Origin of the sequence: Aquirufa echingensis (assembly GCF_042714525.1) — a bacterium.
In the GTDB taxonomy this organism is placed as follows: domain Bacteria; phylum Bacteroidota; class Bacteroidia; order Cytophagales; family Spirosomataceae; genus Aquirufa; species Aquirufa echingensis.
In genome coordinates this window covers 400,537-425,863 of the sequence record NZ_JBBKYA010000003.1, presented here as the reverse complement: position 1 = coordinate 425,863, position 25,327 = coordinate 400,537, and the positions used below count along the sequence as shown (strand labels likewise).

23 protein-coding genes and 1 tRNA gene are annotated in these 25,327 nt (G+C 40.9%); 16 read left to right on the top strand and 8 right to left on the bottom strand.

The window, feature by feature from the left end; all coding sequences use genetic code 11:
* Positions 1 to 4 precede the first annotated feature (4 nt).
* Together SKC38_RS07150 and mnmE are read left to right on the top strand one after the other, a co-directional pair.
* On the top strand, positions 5 to 289 hold the full coding sequence (locus SKC38_RS07150) for an SCP2 sterol-binding domain-containing protein (protein WP_377976406.1): 285 nt from the start codon (positions 5 to 7) through the stop codon (positions 287 to 289).
* Positions 289 to 1,656, top strand: coding sequence for a tRNA uridine-5-carboxymethylaminomethyl(34) synthesis GTPase MnmE (gene mnmE / locus SKC38_RS07145; RefSeq protein ID WP_377976404.1), 1,368 nt, complete (start codon positions 289 to 291; stop codon positions 1,654 to 1,656). The genes SKC38_RS07150 and mnmE overlap by 1 nt, the downstream gene beginning before the upstream one ends.
* A gap of 73 nt (positions 1,657 to 1,729) precedes the next feature.
* Here mnmE and SKC38_RS07140 read toward each other — a convergent pair whose 3' ends face one another.
* From SKC38_RS07140 to SKC38_RS07125, 4 genes are all read right to left on the bottom strand, one after another.
* Entirely contained in the window at positions 1,730 to 3,127 is a 1,398-nt protein-coding gene (locus tag SKC38_RS07140) for a M56 family metallopeptidase (protein ID WP_377976403.1), read from the bottom strand.
* A complete protein-coding gene (locus SKC38_RS07135; RefSeq protein WP_377976401.1) occupies positions 3,120 to 3,488 on the bottom strand; it encodes a BlaI/MecI/CopY family transcriptional regulator in 369 nt (122 codons plus the stop codon). The genes SKC38_RS07140 and SKC38_RS07135 overlap by 8 nt, the downstream gene beginning before the upstream one ends.
* Before the next feature lie 114 nt (positions 3,489 to 3,602).
* Positions 3,603 to 5,189 (bottom strand): glycosyltransferase family protein, encoded by a 1,587-nt coding sequence (locus SKC38_RS07130; protein WP_377976399.1) that lies wholly within the window; start codon positions 5,187 to 5,189, stop codon positions 3,603 to 3,605.
* Between the two features lie 14 nt (positions 5,190 to 5,203).
* Entirely contained in the window at positions 5,204 to 6,760 is a 1,557-nt protein-coding gene (locus SKC38_RS07125) for a glycosyltransferase family protein (RefSeq protein WP_377976397.1), read from the bottom strand.
* Between the two features lie 326 nt (positions 6,761 to 7,086).
* Here SKC38_RS07125 and SKC38_RS07120 point away from each other — a divergent pair, with 326 nt between their 5' ends.
* Positions 7,087 to 8,328 carry a S8 family peptidase gene (locus SKC38_RS07120; protein WP_377976395.1) on the top strand — a complete coding sequence of 414 codons (1,242 nt, stop codon included), beginning with the start codon at positions 7,087 to 7,089 and terminating at the stop codon, positions 8,326 to 8,328.
* Positions 8,329 to 8,366: 38 nt separating this feature from the next.
* Entirely contained in the window at positions 8,367 to 9,077 is a 711-nt protein-coding gene (locus tag SKC38_RS07115) for a spheroidene monooxygenase (RefSeq protein WP_377976393.1), read from the top strand.
* Between the two features lie 137 nt (positions 9,078 to 9,214).
* On the opposite strand, the gene SKC38_RS07110 is transcribed toward SKC38_RS07115, so the two are convergent.
* Entirely contained in the window at positions 9,215 to 9,556 is a 342-nt protein-coding gene (locus tag SKC38_RS07110; protein WP_377976391.1) for a P-II family nitrogen regulator, read from the bottom strand.
* A gap of 18 nt (positions 9,557 to 9,574) precedes the next feature.
* A complete protein-coding gene (locus tag SKC38_RS07105; RefSeq protein WP_377976389.1) occupies positions 9,575 to 10,828 on the bottom strand; it encodes an ammonium transporter in 1,254 nt (417 codons plus the stop codon).
* A 106-nt stretch (positions 10,829 to 10,934) separates the two neighbouring features.
* Here SKC38_RS07105 and SKC38_RS07100 point away from each other — a divergent pair, with 106 nt between their 5' ends.
* Genes SKC38_RS07100 through SKC38_RS07090 form a run of 3 tightly spaced genes read left to right on the top strand, consistent with a single transcriptional unit; the run spans position 10,935 to position 14,253 of the window.
* The gene (locus SKC38_RS07100; protein ID WP_377976388.1) at positions 10,935 to 12,845 is read left to right on the top strand and encodes a beta-N-acetylhexosaminidase; all 1,911 of its coding nucleotides are present in this window, start codon (positions 10,935 to 10,937) and stop codon (positions 12,843 to 12,845) included.
* A gap of 2 nt (positions 12,846 to 12,847) precedes the next feature.
* Positions 12,848 to 13,603, top strand: a complete 756-nt coding sequence (locus SKC38_RS07095; RefSeq protein WP_377976386.1) for a carboxylesterase family protein — start codon at positions 12,848 to 12,850, stop codon at positions 13,601 to 13,603.
* Positions 13,600 to 14,253 (top strand): DNA/RNA non-specific endonuclease, encoded by a 654-nt coding sequence (locus tag SKC38_RS07090; protein ID WP_377976384.1) that lies wholly within the window; start codon positions 13,600 to 13,602, stop codon positions 14,251 to 14,253. Before SKC38_RS07095 ends, SKC38_RS07090 begins: the two co-directional genes overlap by 4 nt.
* A gap of 130 nt (positions 14,254 to 14,383) precedes the next feature.
* On the opposite strand, the gene SKC38_RS07085 is transcribed toward SKC38_RS07090, so the two are convergent.
* Together SKC38_RS07085 and kduI are read right to left on the bottom strand one after the other, a co-directional pair.
* Positions 14,384 to 16,255, bottom strand: coding sequence for a glycoside hydrolase family 88 protein (locus SKC38_RS07085; protein WP_377976382.1), 1,872 nt, complete (start codon positions 16,253 to 16,255; stop codon positions 14,384 to 14,386).
* Position 16,256: 1 nt separating this feature from the next.
* The gene (gene kduI, locus SKC38_RS07080; RefSeq protein WP_377976380.1) at positions 16,257 to 17,087 is read right to left on the bottom strand and encodes a 5-dehydro-4-deoxy-D-glucuronate isomerase; all 831 of its coding nucleotides are present in this window, start codon (positions 17,085 to 17,087) and stop codon (positions 16,257 to 16,259) included.
* Between the two features lie 62 nt (positions 17,088 to 17,149).
* Between kduI and SKC38_RS07075 the strand changes: the two genes are divergently transcribed.
* The 9 genes from SKC38_RS07075 to SKC38_RS07035 all read left to right on the top strand — a co-directional run bounded on the left by SKC38_RS07075 (position 17,150) and on the right by SKC38_RS07035 (position 25,327).
* On the top strand, positions 17,150 to 17,866 hold the full coding sequence (locus tag SKC38_RS07075) for a hypothetical protein (RefSeq protein WP_377976378.1): 717 nt from the start codon (positions 17,150 to 17,152) through the stop codon (positions 17,864 to 17,866).
* Positions 17,856 to 18,599: a tRNA (adenosine(37)-N6)-dimethylallyltransferase gene (locus SKC38_RS07070; RefSeq protein WP_377976376.1), complete on the top strand. Its 744-nt coding sequence runs from the start codon at positions 17,856 to 17,858 to the stop codon at positions 18,597 to 18,599. Before SKC38_RS07075 ends, SKC38_RS07070 begins: the two co-directional genes overlap by 11 nt.
* Before the next feature lie 65 nt (positions 18,600 to 18,664).
* Positions 18,665 to 18,749, top strand: a tRNA-Ser gene (locus SKC38_RS07065).
* A gap of 60 nt (positions 18,750 to 18,809) precedes the next feature.
* The gene (gene rsmI / locus SKC38_RS07060; protein WP_377976374.1) at positions 18,810 to 19,481 is read left to right on the top strand and encodes a 16S rRNA (cytidine(1402)-2'-O)-methyltransferase; all 672 of its coding nucleotides are present in this window, start codon (positions 18,810 to 18,812) and stop codon (positions 19,479 to 19,481) included.
* Between the two features lies 1 nt (position 19,482).
* Positions 19,483 to 20,613 carry an Lnb N-terminal periplasmic domain-containing protein gene (locus tag SKC38_RS07055; protein ID WP_377976372.1) on the top strand — a complete coding sequence of 377 codons (1,131 nt, stop codon included), beginning with the start codon at positions 19,483 to 19,485 and terminating at the stop codon, positions 20,611 to 20,613.
* 47 nt (positions 20,614 to 20,660) lie between these two features.
* Complete coding sequence (locus SKC38_RS07050) at positions 20,661 to 22,844, top strand: DUF5916 domain-containing protein (protein WP_377976370.1); 2,184 nt, start codon at positions 20,661 to 20,663, stop codon at positions 22,842 to 22,844.
* A 1-nt stretch (position 22,845) separates the two neighbouring features.
* Positions 22,846 to 23,859 (top strand): threonine aldolase family protein, encoded by a 1,014-nt coding sequence (locus SKC38_RS07045; RefSeq protein ID WP_377976368.1) that lies wholly within the window; start codon positions 22,846 to 22,848, stop codon positions 23,857 to 23,859.
* Between the two features lie 39 nt (positions 23,860 to 23,898).
* Entirely contained in the window at positions 23,899 to 24,213 is a 315-nt protein-coding gene (gene rhaM / locus SKC38_RS07040) for an L-rhamnose mutarotase (RefSeq protein ID WP_377976366.1), read from the top strand.
* A 1-nt stretch (position 24,214) separates the two neighbouring features.
* Positions 24,215 to 25,327, top strand: a complete 1,113-nt coding sequence (locus SKC38_RS07035) for a glycoside hydrolase family 88/105 protein (RefSeq protein WP_377976364.1) — start codon at positions 24,215 to 24,217, stop codon at positions 25,325 to 25,327.

The window sequence follows — 25,327 nt, the reverse complement described above, 5'->3', positions numbered from 1 at the left end:
AAACATGACATTTCAAGAAATCAACGAACGTATTCATGCACTAGCTTCCCAAAAGGGCGGACAGGGTGTTTCTTTCAAATTTGCATTTCCTTCAGGCATCATTGTGGTTAATTCTGATGGCACAGTGACCAACGAAAACGTGGATGCTGATTGTACGATCGCTTCAACTGAGGAGAATTTCACAGCTTTATTAAAGGGTGAATTAAATCCTATGATGGCCGTGATGACTGGAAAAGTGAAAATTTCTGGAGATATGTCGGTAGCGATGAAGCTTCAAAACTTGCTATAATGTTATTTCAAGACACGATTGTGGCATTGGCAACCCCAGCTGGGGTAGGAGCCATTGGGGTAATCCGCTTGTCGGGTCCTGATGCGATTCCTCTTGTCAATGCTGTATTTAAGCCCAAAGACTTAACGAAACAGGCTTCTCATACGATACATTATGGTCGGATAGAAGATGCCGGTCGGGTATATGACGAGGTGGTGGTGAGTTTATACATTGCCCCGAAGAGTTATACCAAAGAAGATGTGGTCGAGATTTCGTGTCATGGATCTCCGTTTATTCAGGAGAGTATTATTCAATTGTTTGTAGAGAAGGGTGCGCGTTTGGCGCGTGCGGGGGAGTTTACCCAAAGGGCATTCATGCATGGTGCCTTCGATTTGGCGCAAGCGGAAGCGGTGGCAGATGTTATTGCGGCAGATTCAGCGGTGGCACAAGCGGCGGCTTTGCATCAATTGCGCGGGGGCTTTTCGAATGAATTAGCTGCCTTGCGGGAGCAATTGATTCATTTTGCGTCATTGATTGAATTGGAATTGGATTTCGGTGAGGAGGATGTTGAATTTGCGGACCGGAAGGATTTAGAGGATTTGGTGAACCAATTATTGGTGGCTATTCGTCCTTTAGTTGCGAGTTTCCGAGCAGGAAATGCGATTAAAAATGGTGTGGCGACAGTAATTGTGGGTAAACCCAATGCTGGTAAATCCACATTATTGAATGCTTTACTGAACGAAGAACGAGCGATTGTTTCAGATATAGCGGGAACGACGCGTGATAGTTTGGAGGATTCGTGGGTATTGGGTGGGATTAAGTTTCGTCTGATTGATACGGCAGGTTTGCGCGAGACGGAAGATGTGATTGAGGCAATGGGCGTGGAGCGAACGCAGGCTTGGGTGAAGAAGGCTCAGGTGGTGATTTATATGGCGGATGCAACGACGGAAACGGCGGCATCTATTCAGACTGGGGTAGAAGCCTTGGGAGCGATTGATATTCCGGTTATCCAGATTTTAAATAAGAAGGATCAGGTTTCATCTGAAACATTAGATGCCTTTACAAAAGAAATACCTTCGTTGATCTGTCTTTCGGCAAAAAACAAGGTAGGCTTGGCCGATTTAGAAAAAGCATTGCTCGATGTGGTGGGCTTGGATCAGGTGAGTACGGGAGGTACATTGGTAACTAATCTACGTCATTACCAACATTTACTTCAAACGCAAGAGACCTTGGAATCTGTTTTACGAGGATTGCAAACGGGATTGACGGGTGATTTGATTGCGCAGGACCTTCGGTATGCCTTACATGATTTAGGGGAGATTACGGGGCAAATATCGAATGATGATTTGTTGAAGAATATCTTTGGGAAGTTCTGTATCGGGAAATAAATAGGATTCTAATCAAACGAAAAATGCCATCGTCAGCTGAGGATGGCATTTTTTTATTCTTTCATTAATTAAACTAAGGTTTTTTTGTGATTATTTCTATGACGCCATTGGCGCCATTTTTTCCATATTTTTCATTGGCTTTTTCGCCTTTGAGGACATTCATTGACTCTATTGTTTGGGGATTGATTTTATTTAAATCAAGGTCTTTAACAATGGTACCATCTATTACGATTAAAGCTTTGATTTTTTCACTAGGAACAGAAACGAATGCGACACTATCCGCTTTCACAGATATGGGTTTTCCGTTTACTTTAGTTCCGTTAGAGACTTTTTGTGCAGTTACCGTAACCACTTTGCCATTGATCGTACTCTTGAATTCAAAATTGTTGGAATCAACCGAGATGACTTTTACGAATTTTGATGGATTTTCTGGTGGTGATGGTGGGCTTGGAACTGATGCGGGTGGTGGTGGAGGTGGCATGTCGCGTGTGGCAACGGCAAATACTTTCTTACCCGTTTTAGGATCTGAAAATATGGTAGAATCCGGTTGGATACTTACAAGAAAGTCTGTTTTAGCAGCTTTCTTAGCTTTTTTTGCTTGCGCTTGGATTTGAATGCTGCACAAGATTAATGCGCATGCTGCCATAGGTAAAACTGCTACGCGTCTTAAATAGGCAAATTTGGGATTTTTTGAGGTCGTTAATAACATAATTCTACGTTTTAGAGATGAGTAATAAAAGGAATGACTAGGGTTTAAAAATTCGTTTCCATAATGTGCTTGCAGTAGCATTTTGGCAAAATCTTGAATATCGCCGTTTTGAATTGCTTCGCGGTCGGCAATGAATTCATGGATATTTTGGAGCTCTTTGCTAATGAGCCAATGAAAGGGATTGAACCAGGCGATGGATGCGGCCAATTGGCAAAATAACCTATCGTAAGTATGCTTTTGCTTGATATGGGCCAATTCATGTTGGAATATCTTCTGCCCATGTTCACTCGACAATTCAATAGATTGCTTCCAAAACAAGAGATTCAAGAAGGAAAATGGAGCATTTTCTAGGTTGGTCTCTACGATTTCGATTCCCTGATTGGATCTAACGGGATGCGCTCGTTTGATTTGGTAGATTTTATAAATGCCCAAAGCTAAATAGGCCAATAATGTCAACGAGATACCTGCTGCAATAAATAGCCCGATTTGATTCCAATCGGTTTGTTCCACTTTTGGTTGAATTTGGATCGAATTCAGGTAAATCATGGATTGGCTGATGCTGGCTGCTTGTTCTTCGCTCACCGACAAGAAATCAAATTTGACAAATGGGCCGAAAAGACTGAGTAGGAGTGATGCCAACAAGTAAAAGCGGTTGTATTGATGCATCAACGTGTTTTTAAGAAACGCGGTGTAGTATCCAAAACAAATGCCTGAAAGGGCAATTGACTTGAGTGCATAGATGAAAATAGCTGAACTAGTCATTTTGTTTTGCTTTTAGTTGTTCGATTAAGTTCTCTAAATCTTCGATGGACATTTGGTTTTTATCCACTAAAAAGGAAACGACATTAGAGTAAGATCCTTCGAAAAAGGATTCGGTTAGACCAGCCATTCGTTGGCCTGAGTAAACTTCTTTGCTAATCAGCGCGGAATACAAATTGTTCCGATTGGGATTTGAGATTTGAACAAACTCCTTCTCCACAAGAATTTTTAATAGGGTGGCGATGGTGTTGGAATGTGCCTTGGGTTCGGGGAGTAGCTCGATGATGTCTTTCAGAAAACCACCCTCAGGTAGGTTCCAAATAACCTGCATAATTTGTTCTTCCGCTTGCGTGAGTTTTTTCATATTTTTTCTTTTGCTTGGGTCAAATGTATAACTAAAAATTTAGTTACAAAATTATTTTAACTAAATTTTTAGTTAAAAATGCAAGCGAAGAAAATTATGATTGAGAATTTCAGTTTATGGGTTTACTTTTTGATAGACTTCAAATAAAGCATCTACTTGGAGAAATGGCTCGCCATATTTAAGTTTCGCCATTGAAATTTGATTCCGAACATCAAATGTTTTAGCAAGTTTGTATTCTTTTTGCATAAGTTCGGGAATCTCTTTTTTTATTTCGGTAGCTTCTCCAGCTCTTAATACCAACCACTCTGGCTTGAGGTAATTAATTACTGCGGAATATTTTTCAGTTTTGAGTGTTTTCCTGGTTTTTACTACTTCAGGAGATGACATACCAGGAAAATCATAGGTTTTGAGGTTCGAATAAAAGCCAATATATCCCAAACACTCCATAAATACTCGATCCTTGGGTTTCGAATTTGCTTTTAACCAAAGACCGATTTGTTTCCTATTTCCCAATTCAACAATCTTTTGTTGGTATTTAATCATTCGCATTCCCAAATAAAAATTACTAAACATGAAAATACAAATCCCTATTAAACTGGCTATGGATGCATATTTCATGATTTTGAATCGTTCATTCGTAAAAAATGCTTCATATATGTCGTTTGCAATTAGGGTTAATATGATTAAAGATGGTGTTATTACGGAAGGTAAATACCAAGGTGACGGTCCTTGTCCTGATACAATATTTAAGTATAGCACCATGAGTAGGCTTGCAATTGAAAGTGCTCTTGCAATTTTGTTTGTGCCAGGAATTAACCAATAGAAAAGCGTTATAAAACTCAATATTTGAGCAATGGGTTTAAAGAGTCCCCAACCTCCAAAATTAACAGCGTAAGCAGGTAAGAATAGATTAGGGGAGCCATTAAAGTTCCGACAATAATTTATAAATGTGTCAATGAGATAGTCGAAGGAGTAAACTTTTGATTTGGCTATGATGGTATGTGGAATAGGGGTTCCATAATAATTATCCGTAATGATTAACCAGGGGCTAAATAAAAGAAAGGCAAAGCCAATCGCCTTAAAAATGTGAAATAAATTCTGACGCGTAAATCTTGTGCTATTATTAACGTTAAATATTACAAATCCTAAAATGAGTATACTAGCATAAATAAAACCATCAGGTCTGGTGAACATGATTCCTGAAAAGCAAATGGCATATCTCCAAGTTTCTGTAAGTGGGAATGAAATCAGCAAATAGATTAATAGGATTTCAAAAAATACCATGAATGCAGATTCCATGCCATTAATTGAATTATCTACTATGAGGAAGCTAAATGCAAAGAAAAATAATGTTATAAAGTAGAAAAACGTGGGGTATTGCAGCTTTTGGATGATTTTAAATAAAATGATACTCGTTGATGAGAGCACAATTGAGCAAACAATTCGATAAATCCAAATCGTAAAATCGTCTGATTGATTTAAAAATATATACTTGATGAATGCAGGGAAAAGTGTACCGATGGGAGAAGTATATGTCATCGTATATTCACCGATGTTATAAACTAAGCCATTTCCCAAAGCTAGATTTTTGGAAGCGCGATAAGTAATATACCAATCCTCCCAGCGATGATCAGTGACTATTGCAAAAAGTAGGCAGATACTAAATAATAATAAGATCCCGAATATTATGTTTCTATTCATAATTATTTGAAAAATTAAAGCCTTTTGTATAAATAAAATACGGCATCAAAGTCTAAATAAGGTTGGCCATATTTGATTTTAGCATGTGCGACATCAAGTCGCTTATCAAAAATTTTAACCAAGTGATATTGCTTTGATAAAAGATTAGGCACCTGTTTGTTGATATTCTCAATTTCAATAGGTCTAATCGAAATCCAAGTGGGTTTAAGTTCTTGAATCAAAAATCCATATTGATTTGTTTTTAATTTTTTTCTAGTTGCTACCATTTCTGGAGAGGACATTCCTGGAAAATCAAATGTTTTTAGTTCCGAGTAAAATCCAATGTATCCAAGGCATTCCATGAAAATGGTATCATGGGCGCTTTTGTGTTTATTGAGCCAAAGTCCTATTTCTTTTCTATTTCCAAATTCAATAATACGTTGCTGAGCCCGAATCATTCGCATGGCGAAATAGAAATTAGCGCCTAAAATGCCGAGAAACACTATTGGGAATAAATAAAAAGTTCTTGTTGGGATTAGACTTTTCAAATCAGAAAAAATGAAAATCCAAATGATAATCGAAGGGCCAGCAACTGCGGGTAAATACCAGGGAGCAGGACCTTGACCCGATACGATATTTAAATATAAAATCATCGCCAAGGTGGAAAATGAAAGTGATCTAGCAATAGTATTCCCCTTCCAATTAACCCAATAAAACAATGAAACTAGGCTCATTCCGCGTGCAAAAAGTCCAAATAATCCCCATCCACCGAAATTTTCACCATAGGGTGCTAAATAGATATCTGATGATCCTTTGAAGTTTTTGGCATAATTTATAAATGAATTGATAAAATATTCAATGTTATAGGTGCGCGATTTGGCAATGATGGTATGTGGCACTGGAGTACCATAATAGTACCATGTCCATAAAAACCAGGGTGTAAAAATGATAGAAGCAATAAATATGGAATAAAGAAGATTCGTTAAATTTTGCTTTGTTATTTGTGTACTGGGAAGTGTAGAAAAAATGCTAAAGCCTAATAAAATTGCACCTGCATAGATGAAACCATCAGGCCTACTGAACATGATAAAAGCAAAAATTATACCAAGTTTTGTCGGGTAATTTTGGGGTTTTGTAATAAGTAAATAAATTAAATAACATTCAAAAAACACCATAAATGCAGATTCCATCCCATTTATCGTATTATCGATAATGATAAAACTCAATGATAATAATAGGATGCCTAAGAAATAGAATAGTCGATTTAGTTTAAAAAATTCTATAATTCGAAATAATGGAAAAGAGCAGAGGGCAAGAACTATTGAACATATAATTCGATAGGCCCACATTGTTGCATCGTCAGAGTAATCAAGCAATAAATATTTTATCAAAGCGGGTATAAGCGTGCCAATGGGTGAGGTATAAGTCATTACCCTTTCCCCAATGTTGAAAACAAGGCCATTTCCCATTGCTAAATTTTTCGAAGCTCTAAAAGTGATATACCAATCCTCCCAACGATGATCTGTGACAAAAGCAAATACCATGCAAACAGCAAAAAGATAGATACTACCTAGTAGAATTTTACGGTTCATGTTGGTTTTGCTTTTAAAGAAGTTCGATTTATTAACAAAATTAATGATAATAAAATGAATCTAAAATAAAATAGAATTGAGTATTGATATAATATAACCTGTTTTTGATGTATAGCTTTGTATTAGGTAAGTCAATTTAGCATGATTTTTATTTGAAATATTGCTTAGCCTTATTCTTGTAGATGTTGATTTATTACCTACCGATAAAAACTTTGAACTCAAATGAAAATCTAGTCCATATTTGATGTGTCATCCTTATGTTGTAGTATACAATGAGATTATATTTGATTTACATATTCTTTTCAACTGCTAAATCCTTTTTCGATATGAAAAATCTCCATCACTCCAGCTTAATTATAGTGTTTTCATTAACATTATTCGGTTGCACTGAGCATTTTTTAGAGAATTCGGAAATTGCAAAACAGAAAGATCCTGATGTTATTATCGATCAGGTTAATGCGTTAGCTTCTAAGACGACACCAGTTCTTGAAGATGCTTATATTATTGTTTATAAGGATAGCACGGAAGCGACAGATGTTGAAGCTGATGTTAATGAATTGGAGTTAACAGAGAGCGTCAAGACAAAACATGTTTACAATAAAGTATTCAACGGATATTCGGCCATTTTGTCCCCTTCGGCTTTGGAAAAAGTAAAAAAGAATCCTAAAGTTGATTACATTGAAAAAGATCAGATTATTCGTCTTAATACGCAAATATCGAATCCTACTTGGGGCTTAGACCGTATCGATCAGCCTAATTTGCCATTGAGTACTACTTATACTTACTTCTCGTCAGGTGCTGGCGTGGATGCTTACATTATTGATACGGGGATTTTAGTGAATCATACCGATTTCGGAACGAGAGCAGTTGGCGGTTTTTCATCGATTGGAGCTGATACAAATTGGATAGATCAAAATGGGCATGGAACTCACGTGGCAGGAACTGTTGGAGGAGATATTTATGGAGTTGCTAAAGGAGTTAAACTAATTGCAGTCCGTGTTTTAGATGCATCCGGTTCAGGTACTACCTCGGGCGTAATTGCCGGAATCAACTGGGCGATTAATCACCATAAGGCAAATCCTGCTGTTGCTAATATGTCCTTGGGTGGCGGGGCTTCCTCAGCACTCGATTTGGCAGTTTCTAACGCCATCAAAGATGGAATTGTCATGTGTGTGGCAGCCGGAAACAATTCTGCAGATGCTGGAAGATTTTCTCCTGCGCGTGTTACATCTGCTATTACGGTAGGGGCAACGGGAGCTTATCCTTCATTAGGTTTAAATTATGATGCCATGGCTTCCTATTCCAATTATGGTTCGGTAGTTGATATATTTGCACCGGGAACTTCGATTTTATCGGATTGGATAAAGTCAACTAGTTCAACTGCTCTTTCAAGTGGTACATCGATGGCGACTCCCCATGTGACAGGTGTTGCGGCATTATTTTTGGCTCAAAATCCTACTTCTTTACCTTCACAAGTTCAGACGTATATCAAAAGTTCTGCATCGAAAAATAAGATTTCGGGTTTAAAAGGGAACACGGTTAATTCTTTGTTGTATACCAATTACTAATCTCAATTTTCTTCAAAAAATAGATAACTTGCCTGCCTATGCAGGGGAAATTTGTTACTATTCGATTTTTGAATTTTACGGGCTTTCAAGCCAAACGTCATGCTTTTGCTGAAATGGGGCGTTCGCTCGTGCAATGCTGGTCGGCACCTGGTTTATTATTCGCTAAACACTTAGGCACCGGAGCTGGAAATGGGTTTTCTATCCTTCCCAATTTTGGTTTATATGCTTGGTTGGGCGTTTGGGAATCACCCCAAAAAGCTGAGGCGTTTTTTCTTACGGATGCCCGTTGGCTTCAGTTAGCCCAACAATCAAATTCAATTTCCGGTTGGGATGCTATCCCCTTAAAAGGTAAAGGAACCTGGAATGGCAAGCAGCCATTCGATTTTTCGGATTCCATTCCTGCATGGGATGGGCCTGTTGCCGTTATTACACGGGCAAGTATTCGTTGGCATAAATCCTTATTATTCTGGTGGAATGTGCCTTCAGCCAGTAAGCATCTGGAAGGCAAGCAAGGATTAACATATGCCAAAGGCGTAGGGGAGTTTCCACTGCTAGAACAAGCAACTTTTTCTTTATGGGAATCTTCATCCAATTTAGATCAATTTGCCTATCAAAGTAAGGAGCATGCACCGATGATTAAGAAGACGAGGCAGTATGACTGGTATAGCGAGGAGATGTTTGTTAGGATGGGGGTGGTTAATCAGTGGTCAGTGGTCAGTGGTCAGTGGTCTGAAGTCATTGGGCAGTAAAAATTAAAGTCCGAAATAATACTTTTAAAAGAATTACTCCGGACTCTATGACTTTATGGTTTTAATTACAAAAGTTCTGTCGCCAGATATCTGGATTACTGACCACTGACTACAGACCACTGACCACTGACCACTGTTTACCTTATCGCTTCCACCCCCCTAGTCTTCGTTCTTATCCTAATCGCATCTTGTACATCGTAGATGAAGATTTTGCCATCACCTACATTTCCTTCGGAGGCATTATCCAAGATGACATCGATACATTTTTCCAAATTCTCATCACTAACCACACAGATAATCATCACTTTGGGCAATAATATCATCGACTTTTCAGTCCCACGATAAATTTCCGAATAACCTTGTTGGAGCCCAGCCCCACGAACAGGAACAACCGTCATACACGGAATATCAGCATCGATTAAGCCTTTTTGAATAGCTTTTAATTTCGATGGTTTTACTATGGCTTCTACCTTTTTCATATCGTTTTTATTTAGCTATTATTCAAATGTTGTATATGCTTCAACTCCAAATTCCACCGCATCAATACCCGCAGACTCCGCTTTATGACTCAAACGAATTCCCATGGTTTTTTTCAAGGCCATGAAGATTACATAAGTTAGCACAAATGAAAATACAGAAATAACGGTCACACCGATTAACTGCGTGATGAATTGCGCGCTTTCTCCTGTGATGAATAATCCATTCTTTTGAGAGAATAAACCTACAGCTATCGTTCCAAAGAAACCATTCACCCCATGCACAGCTACTGCACCTACGGGATCGTCTACCTTCATTTTGTCTACGACCACAACTGCTATATCAACAATCGTACCAGCGATGAAACCGATGATTAATGCCGAATCAGGACTAACAACATTACATCCAGCGGTAATAGCTACAAGTCCAGCAAGGACACCGTTGATGACCATTGTAATATCAACCTTCTTGTAGCGCATGAAAGTGTAAAGCATTGTTGCGATACCACCTGCTGCTGAAGCTAAGAATGTATTTGTAGCTACGGAACCAATTAAATCCCATTTGCCCACGGCCCCTAAAGTTGATCCTGGATTAAAACCAAACCAGCCAAACCAAAGGATGAATGCACCTACTGCTGATAATGTTAAATTATGACCCGGAATGGCATTCGCAGTTCCGTCTTCGTTGTATTTTCCTAAGCGAGGTCCCAAAACAATGGCTCCCGCTAAAGCTGCAAAGCCTCCCATGGCATGAATAGCTGCAGATCCAGCGAAGTCATTAAAGCCTCGTAAGGCTAGCCAACCGTTTGGATTCCATACCCAATTCGCTGCTAGTGGATACATAACCGCACTAAAAATGGCAACATAGATGGCATAAGACCACATCTTCATCCGCTCGGCGACACCACCTGAAACGATCGAAATGGCTGCAACAGCAAATCCCATTTGGATAAACCAAAAAAGCGAATTGGAAATCGTCAATCCCAAACCTAAGTCACTTTGGATAATTCCCGTATCGAAGGCCCAATAACCGTTGGATTTACCATAGGCAATGCCGAAGCCTACTAAATAAAAGGCGACCCCGCCAAACATAATGTCAATCATGACTTTGGCGATAATACTCACGGCGTTTTTCGAACGGACAAATCCAGCCTCAAGCAAGGCAAATCCTCCTTCCATTTGAAAAATTAGTGCTGCACATAAGGCAACCCAAACCGTATCAATTGCGTGTGTTAATTCCGCTTGCTGAGCAGCAAGGGTAGCAGATTCATTCATGGTTTTGTTATTAGTATATAATGCTTATTAGATGCAAAAGTAAAAAACGATTTGGAATTTATCGCAATTAACTTGAACTTTAATCTATCATATAAACCTATTCAACATGCTTAAAAGAATTAGTTTTTTGGGCCTCACTTGTTTGATGTCCGTGGGTGTTTTCGCTCAAAATCCCTCTATAATCCCCATTCCTTCCAAAGCTGTTTATGGCAAAGGAGCTTACAACTTGAATAAATCCATCATTATCGCTGGACCTAAGAATGAAGCTTTGGCCTCAACTTATGCAAATCTGACTGATAAGTTGACGCGTATTGCAGGCAAAAAAGTTCAATGGTTATACGATCAAAGTTCCGTAGCTTCCTTAGCTGCCATTCGGTTCAAATTGAATGCCAATCCAGACGCTTCCTTAGGAAACGAAGGCTATCAATTAGTTTCTGACGTAAAAGGGGTACAGATTACGGCTAATAAGCCTGCGGGTTTGTTTTATGGTATTCAAACCTTGATGCAATTATTGCCAAAAGAAATTGAATCATCTCAGGCTGTTACGGGTGTCAATTGGAAAGTTCCTTATGCCCAAATTACAGATAATCCTCGTTTTGCTTGGCGTGGAATGATGTTGGATGTAGCCCGACATTTCTTTACCAAAGACGAAGTGAAACGTTTCATTGATGAAATGGTCGCTTATAAATACAACGTTTTGCACTGGCATTTGACGGATGACGAAGGATGGCGTTTGGAAATTAAATCCTTGCCAAATTTGACGAAAAAAGGTGCTTGGAATGTGAAAAAAGAAGGTCATTTTACGAGCTTTTCGAAACCACTTCCGGATGAACCTCGCACGTATGGCGGTTTTTATACCCAAGAAGATATCAAAGAAATTATCAAATACGGTCAAGAGCGTTTTGTTAATATCATGCCCGAAATTGATGTGCCTGGTCACTCGATGGCTGCGATTGCATCCTATCCAGAACTTTCTTGTACACCTGAGGCCGTGAATTACCAAGTGATTTCTGGTGAGCCTTTCATCGATTGGTCGCACGGACATCCAGAGGCATTGCAAGATAATACGCTTTGTCCTGCCAATGAGAAGGTTTATACGTTCTTAGAAAAGGTCATGGGTGAAGTATCGCAATTATTCCCCTTCGAATATATCCACATGGGTGGCGATGAGTGTCCTAAAAACTATTGGGATAAAAATCCACAAATTTTAGCGATGCGTAAGGAATTAGGACTTAAGAATTCGCAAGAAGTACAAGCGCATTTTGTTCGCCTCTTAGAAAAAATTATTTCCTCAAAAGGTAAACGCATGATGGGTTGGGATGAAATCCTCGAAGGGGGTGGACTTCCGAAAAACACAGCTGTGATGTCATGGCGTGGAATGGATGGTGGCATTCAAGCTGCTAAAGATGGACATGAAGTGGTGATGACTCCTAATAATCATGTGTATATCGACTTGATGCAAGGCGATAAAGCCATCGAACCTCCGGTTTATAAAACGGTTCGTTTACGCGACTCATATGCATTTAATCCGGTTCCAGCGGGTGTGGATGCCAAATTGGTTAAAGGTGGACAAGCAAATCTTTGGTCGGAGCAATTATTCAATTACCGACATTTACAGTACATGACTTATCCACGTTCTTTCGCGGTTGCTGAGGCTTTGTGGTCGGAACCCGCGAACCGCAACTGGGATAATTTCGTGGGTCGCGTGGAAGCTCACATGGCACGTTTTGATGTAGCACAGAAAAAATATGCGCCGAGTATGTATGAGCCGATCATCGATGTGAAACGCAATGCAAATGGGGAGTTGACAGTTCTATTAAGCACCGAAATTTCAGGACTAACAATTCATTACAGTTTTGATCATTCGTTCCCAGATCAATTTTATCCGGAAGCGAAAGGTTCGGTTGTGGTACCTAAAGATGCGACCGTTATGAAAATTGTCACATACCGAGGAAACAAAGCCATGGGAAGAACGATTGATTTGACTGTTGCTGATATGATTAAACGAGCGAAATAAGGATGAAAAAGTTACTCGTTTTATTATTATTTGCTTTTGTCGCTCAAGCGCAAAGCTCTTTTGAAAAAAAGTCTTTTGAAACAAAAGAGGGTCAGGTATTACCTTATCAAATCCTTTTACCAAAGGACTATAAGCCCGGAAAGAAATACCCTTTGCTGGTCGTATTGCATGGTGCAGGGGAGCGGGGGACCGACAATGAAGCCCAAATGAAATATGGCAAAAACGTATTTATGGATTCGTTGAATCGGATTAATTTTCCAGCGATTGTGATTTTCCCACAATGTCCGAAAGAATCCTATTGGTCATCTGTGAAAATTAATCGGTCTACGGTTCCTACGACGTTTATTTTTGATTATTCTGCACTGATCAATTGGCCTTTGCAGGCTGTCATTGATTTGGTGAAATCCATCAAACATGATAAAAAACGTACCTACATCATGGGTCTCTCCATGGGTGGAATGGGTACGATGGAAGCGGTTTCGCGTAATCCCAAGATGTTTGCTGCCGCTTCCCCGATTTGCGGTGGAGCGGATTTAAGCTATGTGGCTAAATATGCCAAACGCGTTCCTTTATGGGTTCACCACGGCGATGCAGATATTGTCGTTCCGGTTCGTCATTCGCGCGAATTAGTGAAAGCGGTTCAAGATCAAGGAGTTGATATTCGTTATACCGAATATCCAGGTGTCAATCACAACTCTTGGGAAAATGCTTTCAAGCAGCCGGATTTACTTTCATGGATTTTCAGTCATCGTAAATGATTTTAAATCTTTTATTATTTGTTTTATCGTATTTGCCCATCGGGGTGCCCAATATATCGGGTGCCTCGACGGCTTCTACGACGAATTATCTTTCGGTCAAAAAAGGCTATGTCATGTCCTACAACGGGGCAGAAGGTCGGGCAAATTGGGTCGGTTGGACGTTGCGCGCTTCAGATGTGGGGCCTGTTGATCGTTCAGAAAGGTTCCGACAAGACGATGGTTTTCCACGCGGATTCAAGATTGTAGATGAAAAAGATTACAGGGAATCGGGTTATGATCGGGGGCATTTATGCAATTCTGAAGATCGTACTGCCTCAGAATACTTGAATGAGGAGACATTTTTGATGTCCAATATGATTCCTCAAACGAAGGAATTAAACCGAGGCCCCTTTAAATTTCTAGAAGCTTATTGTCGGAAATTAGCTATTAAAAAAGGACAAAATCTATTGATTTATGCGGGAGGAATTGGTTCTAAAGGCCGGTTGGCTTCTGGCGTCATTGTCCCGATGTATTGTTGGAAAGCTGTTTACACACCCACAGATGTCTTTTATGTTGTTTTCCCCAATGAACATGAGATTAATAAGAATTGGAAGACCTATTTAGTCAGTAAGGATAAGTTGGAGAAAATGACGGGATATCAATTCCCCTAGCTACTTTTGGCAAACCGCCACTAGCTACCTTTGGCAAACCTGTTTTGAGGATTGCCAAAGGTAAGGGAGAAAAAGTAATTCAAGAGCCATAAAACTGATAAAAAAGAAGCCCGGCTAAACCGGGCTTTTCTTATTTCAACATATATTCTGCTAGCTTCTTTGCTGCCAGGAAATTCTCGTATTCCAGCGGCGTTCTCCGGTTGTTCGTATATTCATTGTACAACCATGGGTCCCCTAATGCAAAAACCTTTCCTTTTCCTACCTGAGCCACTGCCATAACTGGATAGCCTTGTAAGGTCGCAATGGATTTCGCAGTTCCTGATAATTTCAAGGTTGTAATCTCTTTGATGTAAACCTTTTTGATCGGATTGAATATGGGATTCCCAGGCTCAATTAACACCGTTCCTTGTTCCCAGTTTCTTCCTTGAACGAAGTTTAAATTAGGCGCAACGAATTCAATACCAAAGCGACGGGCCAAAATATTGAATTGTGGAATTTCGCAATTTGTCGTATCGTTGGCCAATAAAATTAAGTTTCCGCCTGCCTTCACCCATGCCTCGATTTCGTCCGCAGCTTTGGCATTCATGTAATTCGGCTTAGCCGTTTCTTTCGGAGAATCTGGGTCAACAATAATGTAAACAGACGCGTTTTTCAAGTTTTCACGGGTAGGGGATGCGCCCAAGGTGTCCAGGGTAGCGCCCAATTGCTCAAATTGAATGCCCCATAAATGAAATCCTGAATCTTTACGATCCTCCCATGTGTAATGAAACCTTTGGCCATTCTTCGTCTCATGGTTGAAGAAATAATCCAATACCACTTTTTTGCCTTTGCCTACAGGCAATTCTTTGGCAATTTCCATTTCTAAAGAGGCCAAAATAAACGGCCCAACTCCTTTTAGATCATCTTGACGCAAAGGTTCGCTCAAATAATATTCATAGGATCCGTCGCGGTAGGGTGTGCCGCCTAAACCGCCCACGCTTACTGTTTTCTCTAAATGAATATAACCTGCGGCATCTGTTGTGATGAAGTTTTTCAAAGCTCCAGCATAAGCTTTTTGTGCGGCTGCTAAGTATGATGCGGGTAAATAGCCTTTGCGCGCTCCTTTGGCAAAAGCATAAATAAACATATTCGATGCAGATGCTTCTAAATAGTTGCCTTTCCGACCAGGGAAATTGGGTACTTGATACCAAAGTCCTGAAGCTGGATCTTGAATCTTCAGCAGAGCTGCTGATAAATTCTGTAATTGCTTTATCAAAATCTTGCGTCCTGGATGATTGACTGGCATGTAATCCAATACATCGACAATTGCCATCTCATACCAACCCATCGAACGGCCCCAGAAATTAGGGGAGTGTCCCGTCTTTTTATCTGCCCAAGGTTGCGCACGCGCTTGGTCATAGGCATGAATCAATAATCCAGTTTTGGCGTCTAAAGCGCCTTTGTACATGAGTTCGAATTGTTTTACGATGTCCGACCAATTATCCTCACCCGTGATGCTGGAATATTCGGCATAAAAGGGCTCCAACATATATAAACCGTCTAACCACATTTGGTTCGGATAACGTTGCTTATGCCAAAATCCACCATCCGCATCGCGTGGCTGCGCAGCAATCTGGGCACGTAATTTGTCGGCGGCATTTTTGTAACGCACATCGCCTAATTCTTGATACAAATACAATAACATACGACCCGTCGTGATGTTATCGGAATTGAATTCATTGAAATGGTAGGTGCGAATATTGCCCTGCTCATCCACGAAGCTATCGATGTTCTTCTTGATGTAATTAAAATACTTCGCGTCTCCGGTTCGTTGGTACATCTTTTCCAAAGCCTTGAGAATTAAGCCTTGTTCATAATCCCAACCGGCAGGTTTCCCAACCTTGACGGCGATGGAATCCGCATGCGTGTGCATGATGCTGGCCGACATCCTTTCTGAATAGTTTTGGCCTTTCAAAACAAATCCCCCTACGAGTAGGAGGATTGAGAAAATTGATTTTTTCATATTATCGTAGTGCTGTAATTTCTGCAAAATCCATGTCGGTGTAATCCTTGTTTTCACCCGCCATGCCCCAAATAAAAGAATAATTCTTTGTACCAGCTCCACTGTGAATTGACCACGGTGGTGAAATAATTGCCTGGTGATTGTGTACCCAAATGTGCTTGGTTTCATTCGTTTCGCCCATTAAATGCAATACCGCATGTTCAGGAGCAACATCGAAATATAGATAGGCTTCCATCCGACGATCATGTACGTGCGCTGGCATCGTATTCCAGACAGAGCCCGGTTCCAAAATGGTTAATCCCATCACTAATTGACAAGATTGAATGCCTTCATTATGAATATACTTGTAAATCGTCCGGTGATTAGATGTTTCTAAGCTACCCAAAACGACCGTCTGAACTTGCTCTTTGTCGAGTTTGGCACAAGGGAAAACCGCATGCGCCGGAGCTGATAAAATGTAGAATTGAGCCGGATTTTCGCTGGATTCAGAACGGAAACTCACTTCTTTGGTTCCTCTGCCCACATATACAGCGCCTAATTTGTCAATCGTAAAATCTACTCCATCTGCAGTAACGGTACCTTTGCCACCTACATTGATCACGCCCAATTCGCGGCGCTCTAAAAAGTATTCTGCACGTAATTTTTCAGGATTAGGCAAATGAAGCGTGTTAATCACGGGCATAGCTCCACCGATGATCATGCGATCATAAATCGTATAGGTTAAATTGATGTGATCCGCAGTGAAAATACGCTCAATTAAGAAATTATCTCTGATCTCTTGATTCGTAAAAGTGGAGACTTCCTTACGGCTCGCCTCAAATCGATAGTCCATTCGTTATGTTTTTTATTTGAAAGCGCCATTACGCCTAATTCTACTGTATATTTACACGTTTTATGCCAAAAGAGTTCCCAAATAGTCTCGCACATTTCCTGCTTTCCATCGGTTTTCAATCGATAGGAGAAGCTTTGTGGCTCCATGAAGCATCTAAGGTACGCGTAAAAGCGATGCCAGGAGACAGTCAGGAAGGAGATATTTGTATTTGGGAGGATCAGTGGGTGACAAGCCAGTTAGCGATAGAAAAGCAACTCATCGCACGCGTGAAGCCTTTACGATCTGTTTTTGCCCGCGATACGCGAATAGTTCCTATCGACGCGACAGTGGCTCGCGATTTTTTGGACAAAGAACACGTGAAGGGTTTTTTGAAAGGTTCACTTTATTTAGGATGTATCGTTCCACCGCACCGTGTTTTTCGCGGGATTGAAAGCTCTTATAACTTTGAAGGAAATCCTTTATTAGCGGTGGCTGTTTTTGGTAAATCGATTACAATGAATGAGCCTGGATTAGCTGGCTGTTTATCGGGTGAACTCATTGAAATTGCCACCTTATCTAGCATCCGACTTGTAGGTGGATTAACTAAATTTCTTCAAGCCTATAAAGATCTAAATCCAGAATTGCATAATGTAATGACCTATGTGGATAAGGAATGGAACACAGGAAAGGGGTTTATGGCCGTTGGTTTTGAAAAAGTTGGTGACACGGAACCAATTCGATTTGGGACTACGCGAATAAATAAGGGTAATTTGAAATTGCGCTTTGTCTATGGAAAATAAGGTCTTGGTTCTTTTGGGGCCTACGGCTAGTGGGAAGACTTCTTTAGCCGTTGCACTGGCGAATAAACTGGATGGGGAGATTGTATCCGCAGATTCCCGACAAATTTACCAAGGCATGGATATCGGAACAGGAAAGGATTTAGCCGAATATAGAAACGTGCCTTATCATTTGATCGACAATCATCAAATTGGTGATGTATATTCTGTAGCGCATTTTCAAAAAGAAGCGCTTGATGCGATTCAAGAAATTGCTTCCCGTGGCAAATTGCCGATTGTCTGTGGGGGTACAGGACTTTATTTAGAGTCTTTGATTAATCAATTTCAGTTTTCGCACATGCCGGATTTTTTAGAAGAATCCTTGTCATATGATTTGGATTTTCAGGTTTTTGGCTTGAATCCTGCTTTAGAAGTTCGTCGGGAACGAATCTCAAATCGTTTACATCAACGCTTGAAGGAAGGTTTGGTAGAAGAAGTTCAAGCATTATTGGGGCACGGTATTTCGCAGGATGCACTCACTTGGATGGGATTAGAATATAAATGGGCCGTTAATTTTTTGAACGGAGAGATCTCTAGGGATCGATTTGAGCAAGGGCTGGAAGTGGCGATTCACCAGTTTGCCAAACGTCAGATGACCTATTTTCGCAAGATGGAGAAAGCTGGAATTAACATTACTTGGATTCCGGATGCCCTTGATTTTCAGGGGAAAAGCGATTTTGTGATAAAAAATCTGTAATTTTTTTGTGGACACACTTGTAAAATGTCCGAAAAGCACTTATTTTTGCAATCTCATTACGAGACAGAGAGTTGGCAGAGTGGTCGATTGCGGCAGTCTTGAAAACTGTTGACTGTTACAGGTCCGGGGGTTCGAATCCCTCACTCTCTACGGAAAGCGAAACGCAAGTTTCGCTTTTTTTGTTTCTAGCAATTTTGGCTAAATTCGAATATGAAATTATACCTGGTTCCTACGCCCATTGGCAATTTAGAAGACATCACCTTGCGTGCGATTCGTATTTTGGGCGAAGTAGATGCCATTTTAGCAGAAGATACCCGGACATCAGGTTCCTTATTAAAGCACCTAAATATATCCAAACCGCTCTATGCCCACCATGCGCACAATGAACATGCGGGCGTTGCCGGAATTGTTAAATTATTAAAAGAAGGGAAGTCTTTAGCGCTGATTTCGGATGCGGGAACTCCGGGGATTTCAGATCCTGGATTTTTATTGGTCAAAGCTTGTGTCGAGCAGGGAATCGAAGTGGAAACGCTTCCGGGTGCGACGGCTGTGATTCCAGCTTTAGTTAATTCAGGTTTCCCCATTGATCGTTTTGTTTTTGAGGGATTTTTGCCGCATAAAAAAGGCCGACAAACCCGATGGAAAGCCATCGCGGAAGAGGAGCGGACAACGGTTTTATATGAATCACCGCATCGATTGGTGAAGGCTTTAGAGCAAATGGTTGAGTTTGTGGGTGCTGAAAGATCTGTCATGGTTGCTCGAGAATTAAGTAAGATGCACGAACAAATGGTTCGTGGGACGGCGGAAGAGGTTTTAGCCTATTTTACGGCCCATCCGGATAAAGTTCGGGGAGAAATTGTCATTGTCATTGCCGGGAAATAACATGAAAAAGTTGCTGTTTTTGTTGTTGGTATCTTTTGGTTTACAGGCTCAATTAAGCCCACAGGCAGAAGTTTCCTTGATTACAATCGCTCCAGGAAAGGATCTGTATTCCGTTTTTGGGCATTCATCCATTTGGATTCAAGATCCGGCCAATGGCATCGATCGGGTATATAGTTATGGAACCTTTGATTTTGATACAGAATATTTCTATTGGAAATTTTTGAAGGGAACTTTGCCCTATACGATTTCGGTCAATTCCATGCAAACCATTTTGGATTATTATGGTTCAGTAGAACATCGGACGGTGAATATGCAGGTTTTGCACTTGAGTCTATCAGAAAAGAATTTAATTTTTAATCGATTGGAAACCAATCTCTTGCCTGAAAATCGGGAGTATTCTTACAAGTTCTTTTACGATAATTGTGCCACGCGCATTCGAGATCAGGTGGAAGCGGTTTCAGGAAAAGCTTATGCTTGGGATGCCTATAAGCAGATTCAAGGTAAATCTTATCGAGATTGGATGAATGTCTATTTGAATGCCAACTCTTGGGAAGCACTTGGGATGAATTTAGCTTTAGGTGTTCCTGCCAATGTGACTGCGTCAGCTTCTCAGTCTTGTTATTTGCCAGATAATTTTTTCGAAGCCACGAGATTAGCTCGACGTGGTGGGCAGCCTATCGCCGATGAACCTTTGGCATTATATCAGGCTCCTGCATCAACGGAAGCAGGTTTTGATTGGTTTGGGCCATTTACTCTTTTGACTTTGTTGAGTTTAATTGCCCTATTTTTCTCTTGGAAATCACCACGAGGAACTTATGCATTTGACGTGGTTTTGTATACCGTTTATGGCTTATTAGGCTTGTTTTTATTTTTCTTGGCTGTGGGTACCGACCACATCGTCATGGGTTGGAATCCAGCTTCTTTGGTATTGTTCCCGTTGCAATTTCCTTTGGTCTTTTGGTTTGCCAAAAATCCAGCCTGGAAACGATATAATCAGGTGATGGCCTTATTAGCTTGCGTAGGATTTTTCTGGTGCTTGACGGAATCATGGACACTGGTTTTCCCCTTGTTACCTATTCTAATTCGCACAATTTCTTTGGCTGTACGTTTAAAAGCGGTGAATAACGGATAGAGACCTTCCTAGGTATTGATTACCTTTGTTTTTTACTTCATCAAATTATGCTCAAAAAGATCTACATTTTCTTGTTGATCAGTACAAGTGTCACTGCCCAAAACGTCTTTTCACCCGCTGAGAAGCCTGTTGAATATCATCCGTTACACGTGGATGAATTTCTAAAGGCGGACGGTCATTTAGATGAAGCTATTTGGAAAAAGGCCGCAGTAACCTATTTAGATTACCAAGTTGAGCCCTTTCAAGGCAACAAAGCAAGTTTTAAAACTGAGGTTCGTATCGTCTATAATCATCAGTATTTGTACGTAGGAGCCATATTGCATGATACGATTGGTCGGAATAAATTTCGTGCTCCCAATCTAAAACGTGATTACGAATATTCGGAAAATGATCTTTTTGGCATAGCTCTAGATGGTTTTCAAGATAAACGAAATGCCTTGGTATTGCAGTCAAACGCCTATGGAGCCCAAAGAGATTTATTGTCCTTTGACGACCGACAATTTGATATCAACTGGGATGGTTTATATCGTGTGCGAACGCATCGAAGTGATACAGCTTGGGTAGCCGAGTTTGCGATTCCATGGCAAACATTACGTTATCCCAAATCTCAAAAAGATCAAGCGCAAGACTGGGGAATCAACTTTTTTCGGGTTCGCAGGTCGAGTAACGAAACGACAGTTTGGTCTCCACATCCGCGTTCGATGAGTGCTTTGCGTATGGATTATGCGGGAAAATTGATGGGAATTGTTCCTCCACCGCCCAAGGCGACCAATATTCGATTTATTCCTTATTTGCTAGGCAATTCGCACAAAGACAATGACGGCTCACATAATCAATGGAAATTAGGTGGAGAGGTTAAATGGGCGATAAGTCCCACTTCTGTGATGGATTTTACGTTCAATACGGATTTTGCGCAGGCTGATGTTGACCGACAAGTCAATAATATTTCAAGATTTTCCGTATTCTTTCCTGAGAGGAGACAATTCTTTCTTGAAAACGCTTCCTTATTTTCGGCAGGTTTAGCGCCTATGGATCAGGTGATTGGGGGATCGATGTATATTCAGCCGTTTTTTAGTCGGTCGATCGGACTAGACGCACAAGCGCAAGCTATTCCCATTATTGCTGGTTCTCGCTTCGTTTATCGTTCTGAGAAACGAAACGTGGGGGCGATGCTTATTCGTCAAGGCGAAGGGGATGGAGATCCATTTACGAATTTTGGGGTAGCTAGATATTCAGAGAATCTCGGAAATAATAGTCGGATTGGAGGAGTTTTGACATCAAAAATTTCACCGACCAACCAGCAAACAACGAGCTCTATCGACGGTTTTGTTCGATTCAATGATGTGTTATCATTCAGTGGCATGGTTTCCACGACACAAGAGTCCCAAACGGGTCAAACCGGTTTGGCAGAATATGCCCAGTTCTATTACAAGGGGAATTTTACAACGGCCTATTGGACGCACACCGTTGTAACAGATCAATACAAACCTGCGATGGGTTTTGTTTCGCGGAGTAATATTATGTCAAATTCGCAAGGCTTTGAATTTAACATCCGGAAACCCTGGATGCCTTCGATGATTCGGTTTTGGGCTCCAGGAATTTATACCGAATTCTACCATAGTTTGAAAACCGGTAACTTGGTCGAACGGCGGATTATGGGTAGTCCCATGTGGCTAGGTTTGCAAAATGGAGGTGCCATCGGGATTTATGCAGAAGTCGCACAGCAACATTTGGAAGAAAACTTTACCCCGGTTGGTATTACCATTTTGCCCGGGAATTATTCTTATGTTCGGAAAGGGATTTTGCTTGCGAGCGATCCAAGTGCTAAATATTCAGGTTCGGCCGAATATGGTTGGGGTGGCTATTATAATGGGTCGTTGCAATCGTTGGATTCTAAAGTTCGCATTGCACCTATTCCACATATCAACCTTGGGTTATCTTGGAATTGGAGCAAATTTGAGCAAATGGGGGTAGCTCGTGAAACCAAAGAAGTGAATTTGTTGATGTTGGAAACGCGTCTAGCGATTAATCCCCGCGTCCAATTGATTGGATTTTACCAAAAGAATACCACCGATGATTTGAATGCCTTGAACTTGCGTTTTGCTTGGGAATACCAGCCTTTGTCTTATGTTTATTTGGTGTTTAATCAATTGAATTATACGGGTGCCGACTTGAGCAAGCAGCACGAGCAAACATTTTTGACTAAATTGTCTTTCCTTAAACAGTTTTAAGATGGAAATCGAATTACGCAGTGATACATTTACTTTACCTACACCAGGCATGCGGGAAGCTATGTTTCAGGCACCGCTTGGGGATGATGTTTTTGGGGAGGACCCAACTGTAAATGCGTTGGAGGAAAAGGTGGCCAAGATGTTTGGCAAAGAAGCTGCCTTATTTTGCGTTTCAGGAACTCAGAGTAATCAAATTGCCATTTCAGTTCATGTGAGCAAAGGGCAAGAAGTAATTTGCGATGAATTGTCTCACATTTATTTGTACGAAGGTGGAGGAATTATGGCGAATGCGGGAGCTTCTGTAAAATTGCTTAAAGGTGATTTAGGTCGATTAACCGTTCCCCAAATTGCTGCTTCGATTTCCCCAGATGATATTCATGCATGTGAGAGTCGCCTAATAAGTTTAGAAAATACGGTTAATAAGGGCGGAGGAAGTGTCTACAGTTCAGATGACTTGCAAGCGATATCGGATTTTTGTCGGCAAACGCAAATCCCTTTACACCTTGACGGCGCACGTATCTTTAATGCCATGGCTGTGACGGGTCAAACGCCTTTGCAGTTCGGTGCCTGGTTTGATACCATTTCGATTTGTTTGTCCAAAGGATTAGGTGCCCCCATAGGCTCCGTGTTAATAGGTTCGAAGGATTTTATCAAAAAAGCGCGCCGAGTTCGTAAGCGCTTAGGTGGCGGTTGGCGTCAAGCCGGTTTGTTAGCCGCGGCTGGAATCTTTGCTTTGGATCACCAAGTAGAACGTTTAAAGGAAGATCATGCACGTGCGGCAGCTGTCGCAAAGATTTGTGCGGATTTACCTTGGGTTGATAGCATTTTGCCGGTGGTGACAAATATTGTGATTGTTCGCTTAAAAGAAGGAATTCAAGCAAATGAGCAGGTGGCTGTTTTGAGGACTAAAGGAATTCGTTGTGCACCTTTCGGGCCGCAATACATCCGATTTGTGACACATTTGAATTTTGACGATGCGGCAATGGCTGCCTTTGAAACCCAAATTAATCAGTAAAATTTCTTCGGCTTAGCCTTTATTGGAAAATGATATTCCATGCAAAGAAAAGCCTTTAAAATGTTCTTGCTTCCGGGTTTCGAAGCGGAATACAAAAAAAGACATGATGAAATTTGGCCTGATTTGGCCAAACTCCTGAAATCCGTCGGTATTCAGCACTATTCTATTTTCTTGGATGAAAAGACCTTGACGCTTTTTGCCTATTTGGAAGCGCCTGATTTAGCTTTGTTGGACTCCTTACCTGAGCATCCCGTGATGCAAAAATGGTGGAAATTCATGCGGGATATCATGTTGACGAACCCGGATAATTCACCCGTGGCCATCGACATTCCATCCGTTTTTTACTTTGATTAAGATGTACAAAAAACTTTTTATATTGATTTTATTGCCTCTAGGCATGGTGTTTGCCAAACCGAGTAAAAAGGAGGTCTTGCAAAAGATGCATTTGGCGAATCGTTATTTCCAACAAAAATGGCCGGATGTGGGACAGCCCATCGTGAGTCCCGATAAGACCCGACCATCCAATATTTGGACGCGCGCGGTGTATTATGAAGGATTGATGGAACTATATAAATTGGATCCTAAAGCTTCCGACTTGAAATACATGGTCGACTGGGGGAATTTTCATCAGTGGAGTTTACGCAATGGTGCTAAAACGCGTAATGCGGATGATCAAGCCTGTGGCCAAGTGTATATGGACTTGTTCTTGATGCAACGCGATTCAGCTCGTATCAAGCCGATCAAAGAGAATATTGATAACATGGTGGCAACGACAAAAGCAGACGATTGGTCATGGATTGATTGTTTACAAATGAGTATGCCTGTTTACACAAGATTAGGGGTGATTTACAATGATCCGCGCTACTTCCAAAAGATGTATGATTTGTATGCCTACACCAAATACAAACATGGCGGCAAGGGTTTATATAATCCTGCGGAGAAATTGTGGTGGCGCGATAAAGACTTTGTTCCGCCTTATAAGGAACCCAATGGGGCTAATTGTTATTGGTCCAGAGGAAGTGCTTGGGTCTATGCGGCATTGGTACGAACCCTGGATTTATTGCCACAAAATGATCCACATCGGGCGGAATATTTAGCTGATTTTATCGCACTTTCGCAAGCTTTGCCTGCTTTGCAACGTCAAGATGGGTTTTGGAATGTGAGTTTAAAGGATCCAACGGATTTCGGTGGTCCTGAATTAACAGGGACTTCTTTGTTTGTTTATGGAATGGCATGGGGCGTTAGAAAGGGGATACTTCCGGCTCAAAAATATCAAGCAGTCATTGATAAAGCTTGGAAAGGAATGTCAACCAGTGTGCATCCGAGTGGGTTTTTAGGGTATGTACAAGGGACAGGAAAAGAGCCTAAAGATTCCCAACCGGTGACTTTTGATCATGTGCCCAATTTCGAGGATTTTGGTTTAGGTTGTTTTCTGTTGGCAGGATCTGAGTTAATCCGCGCGAAATAA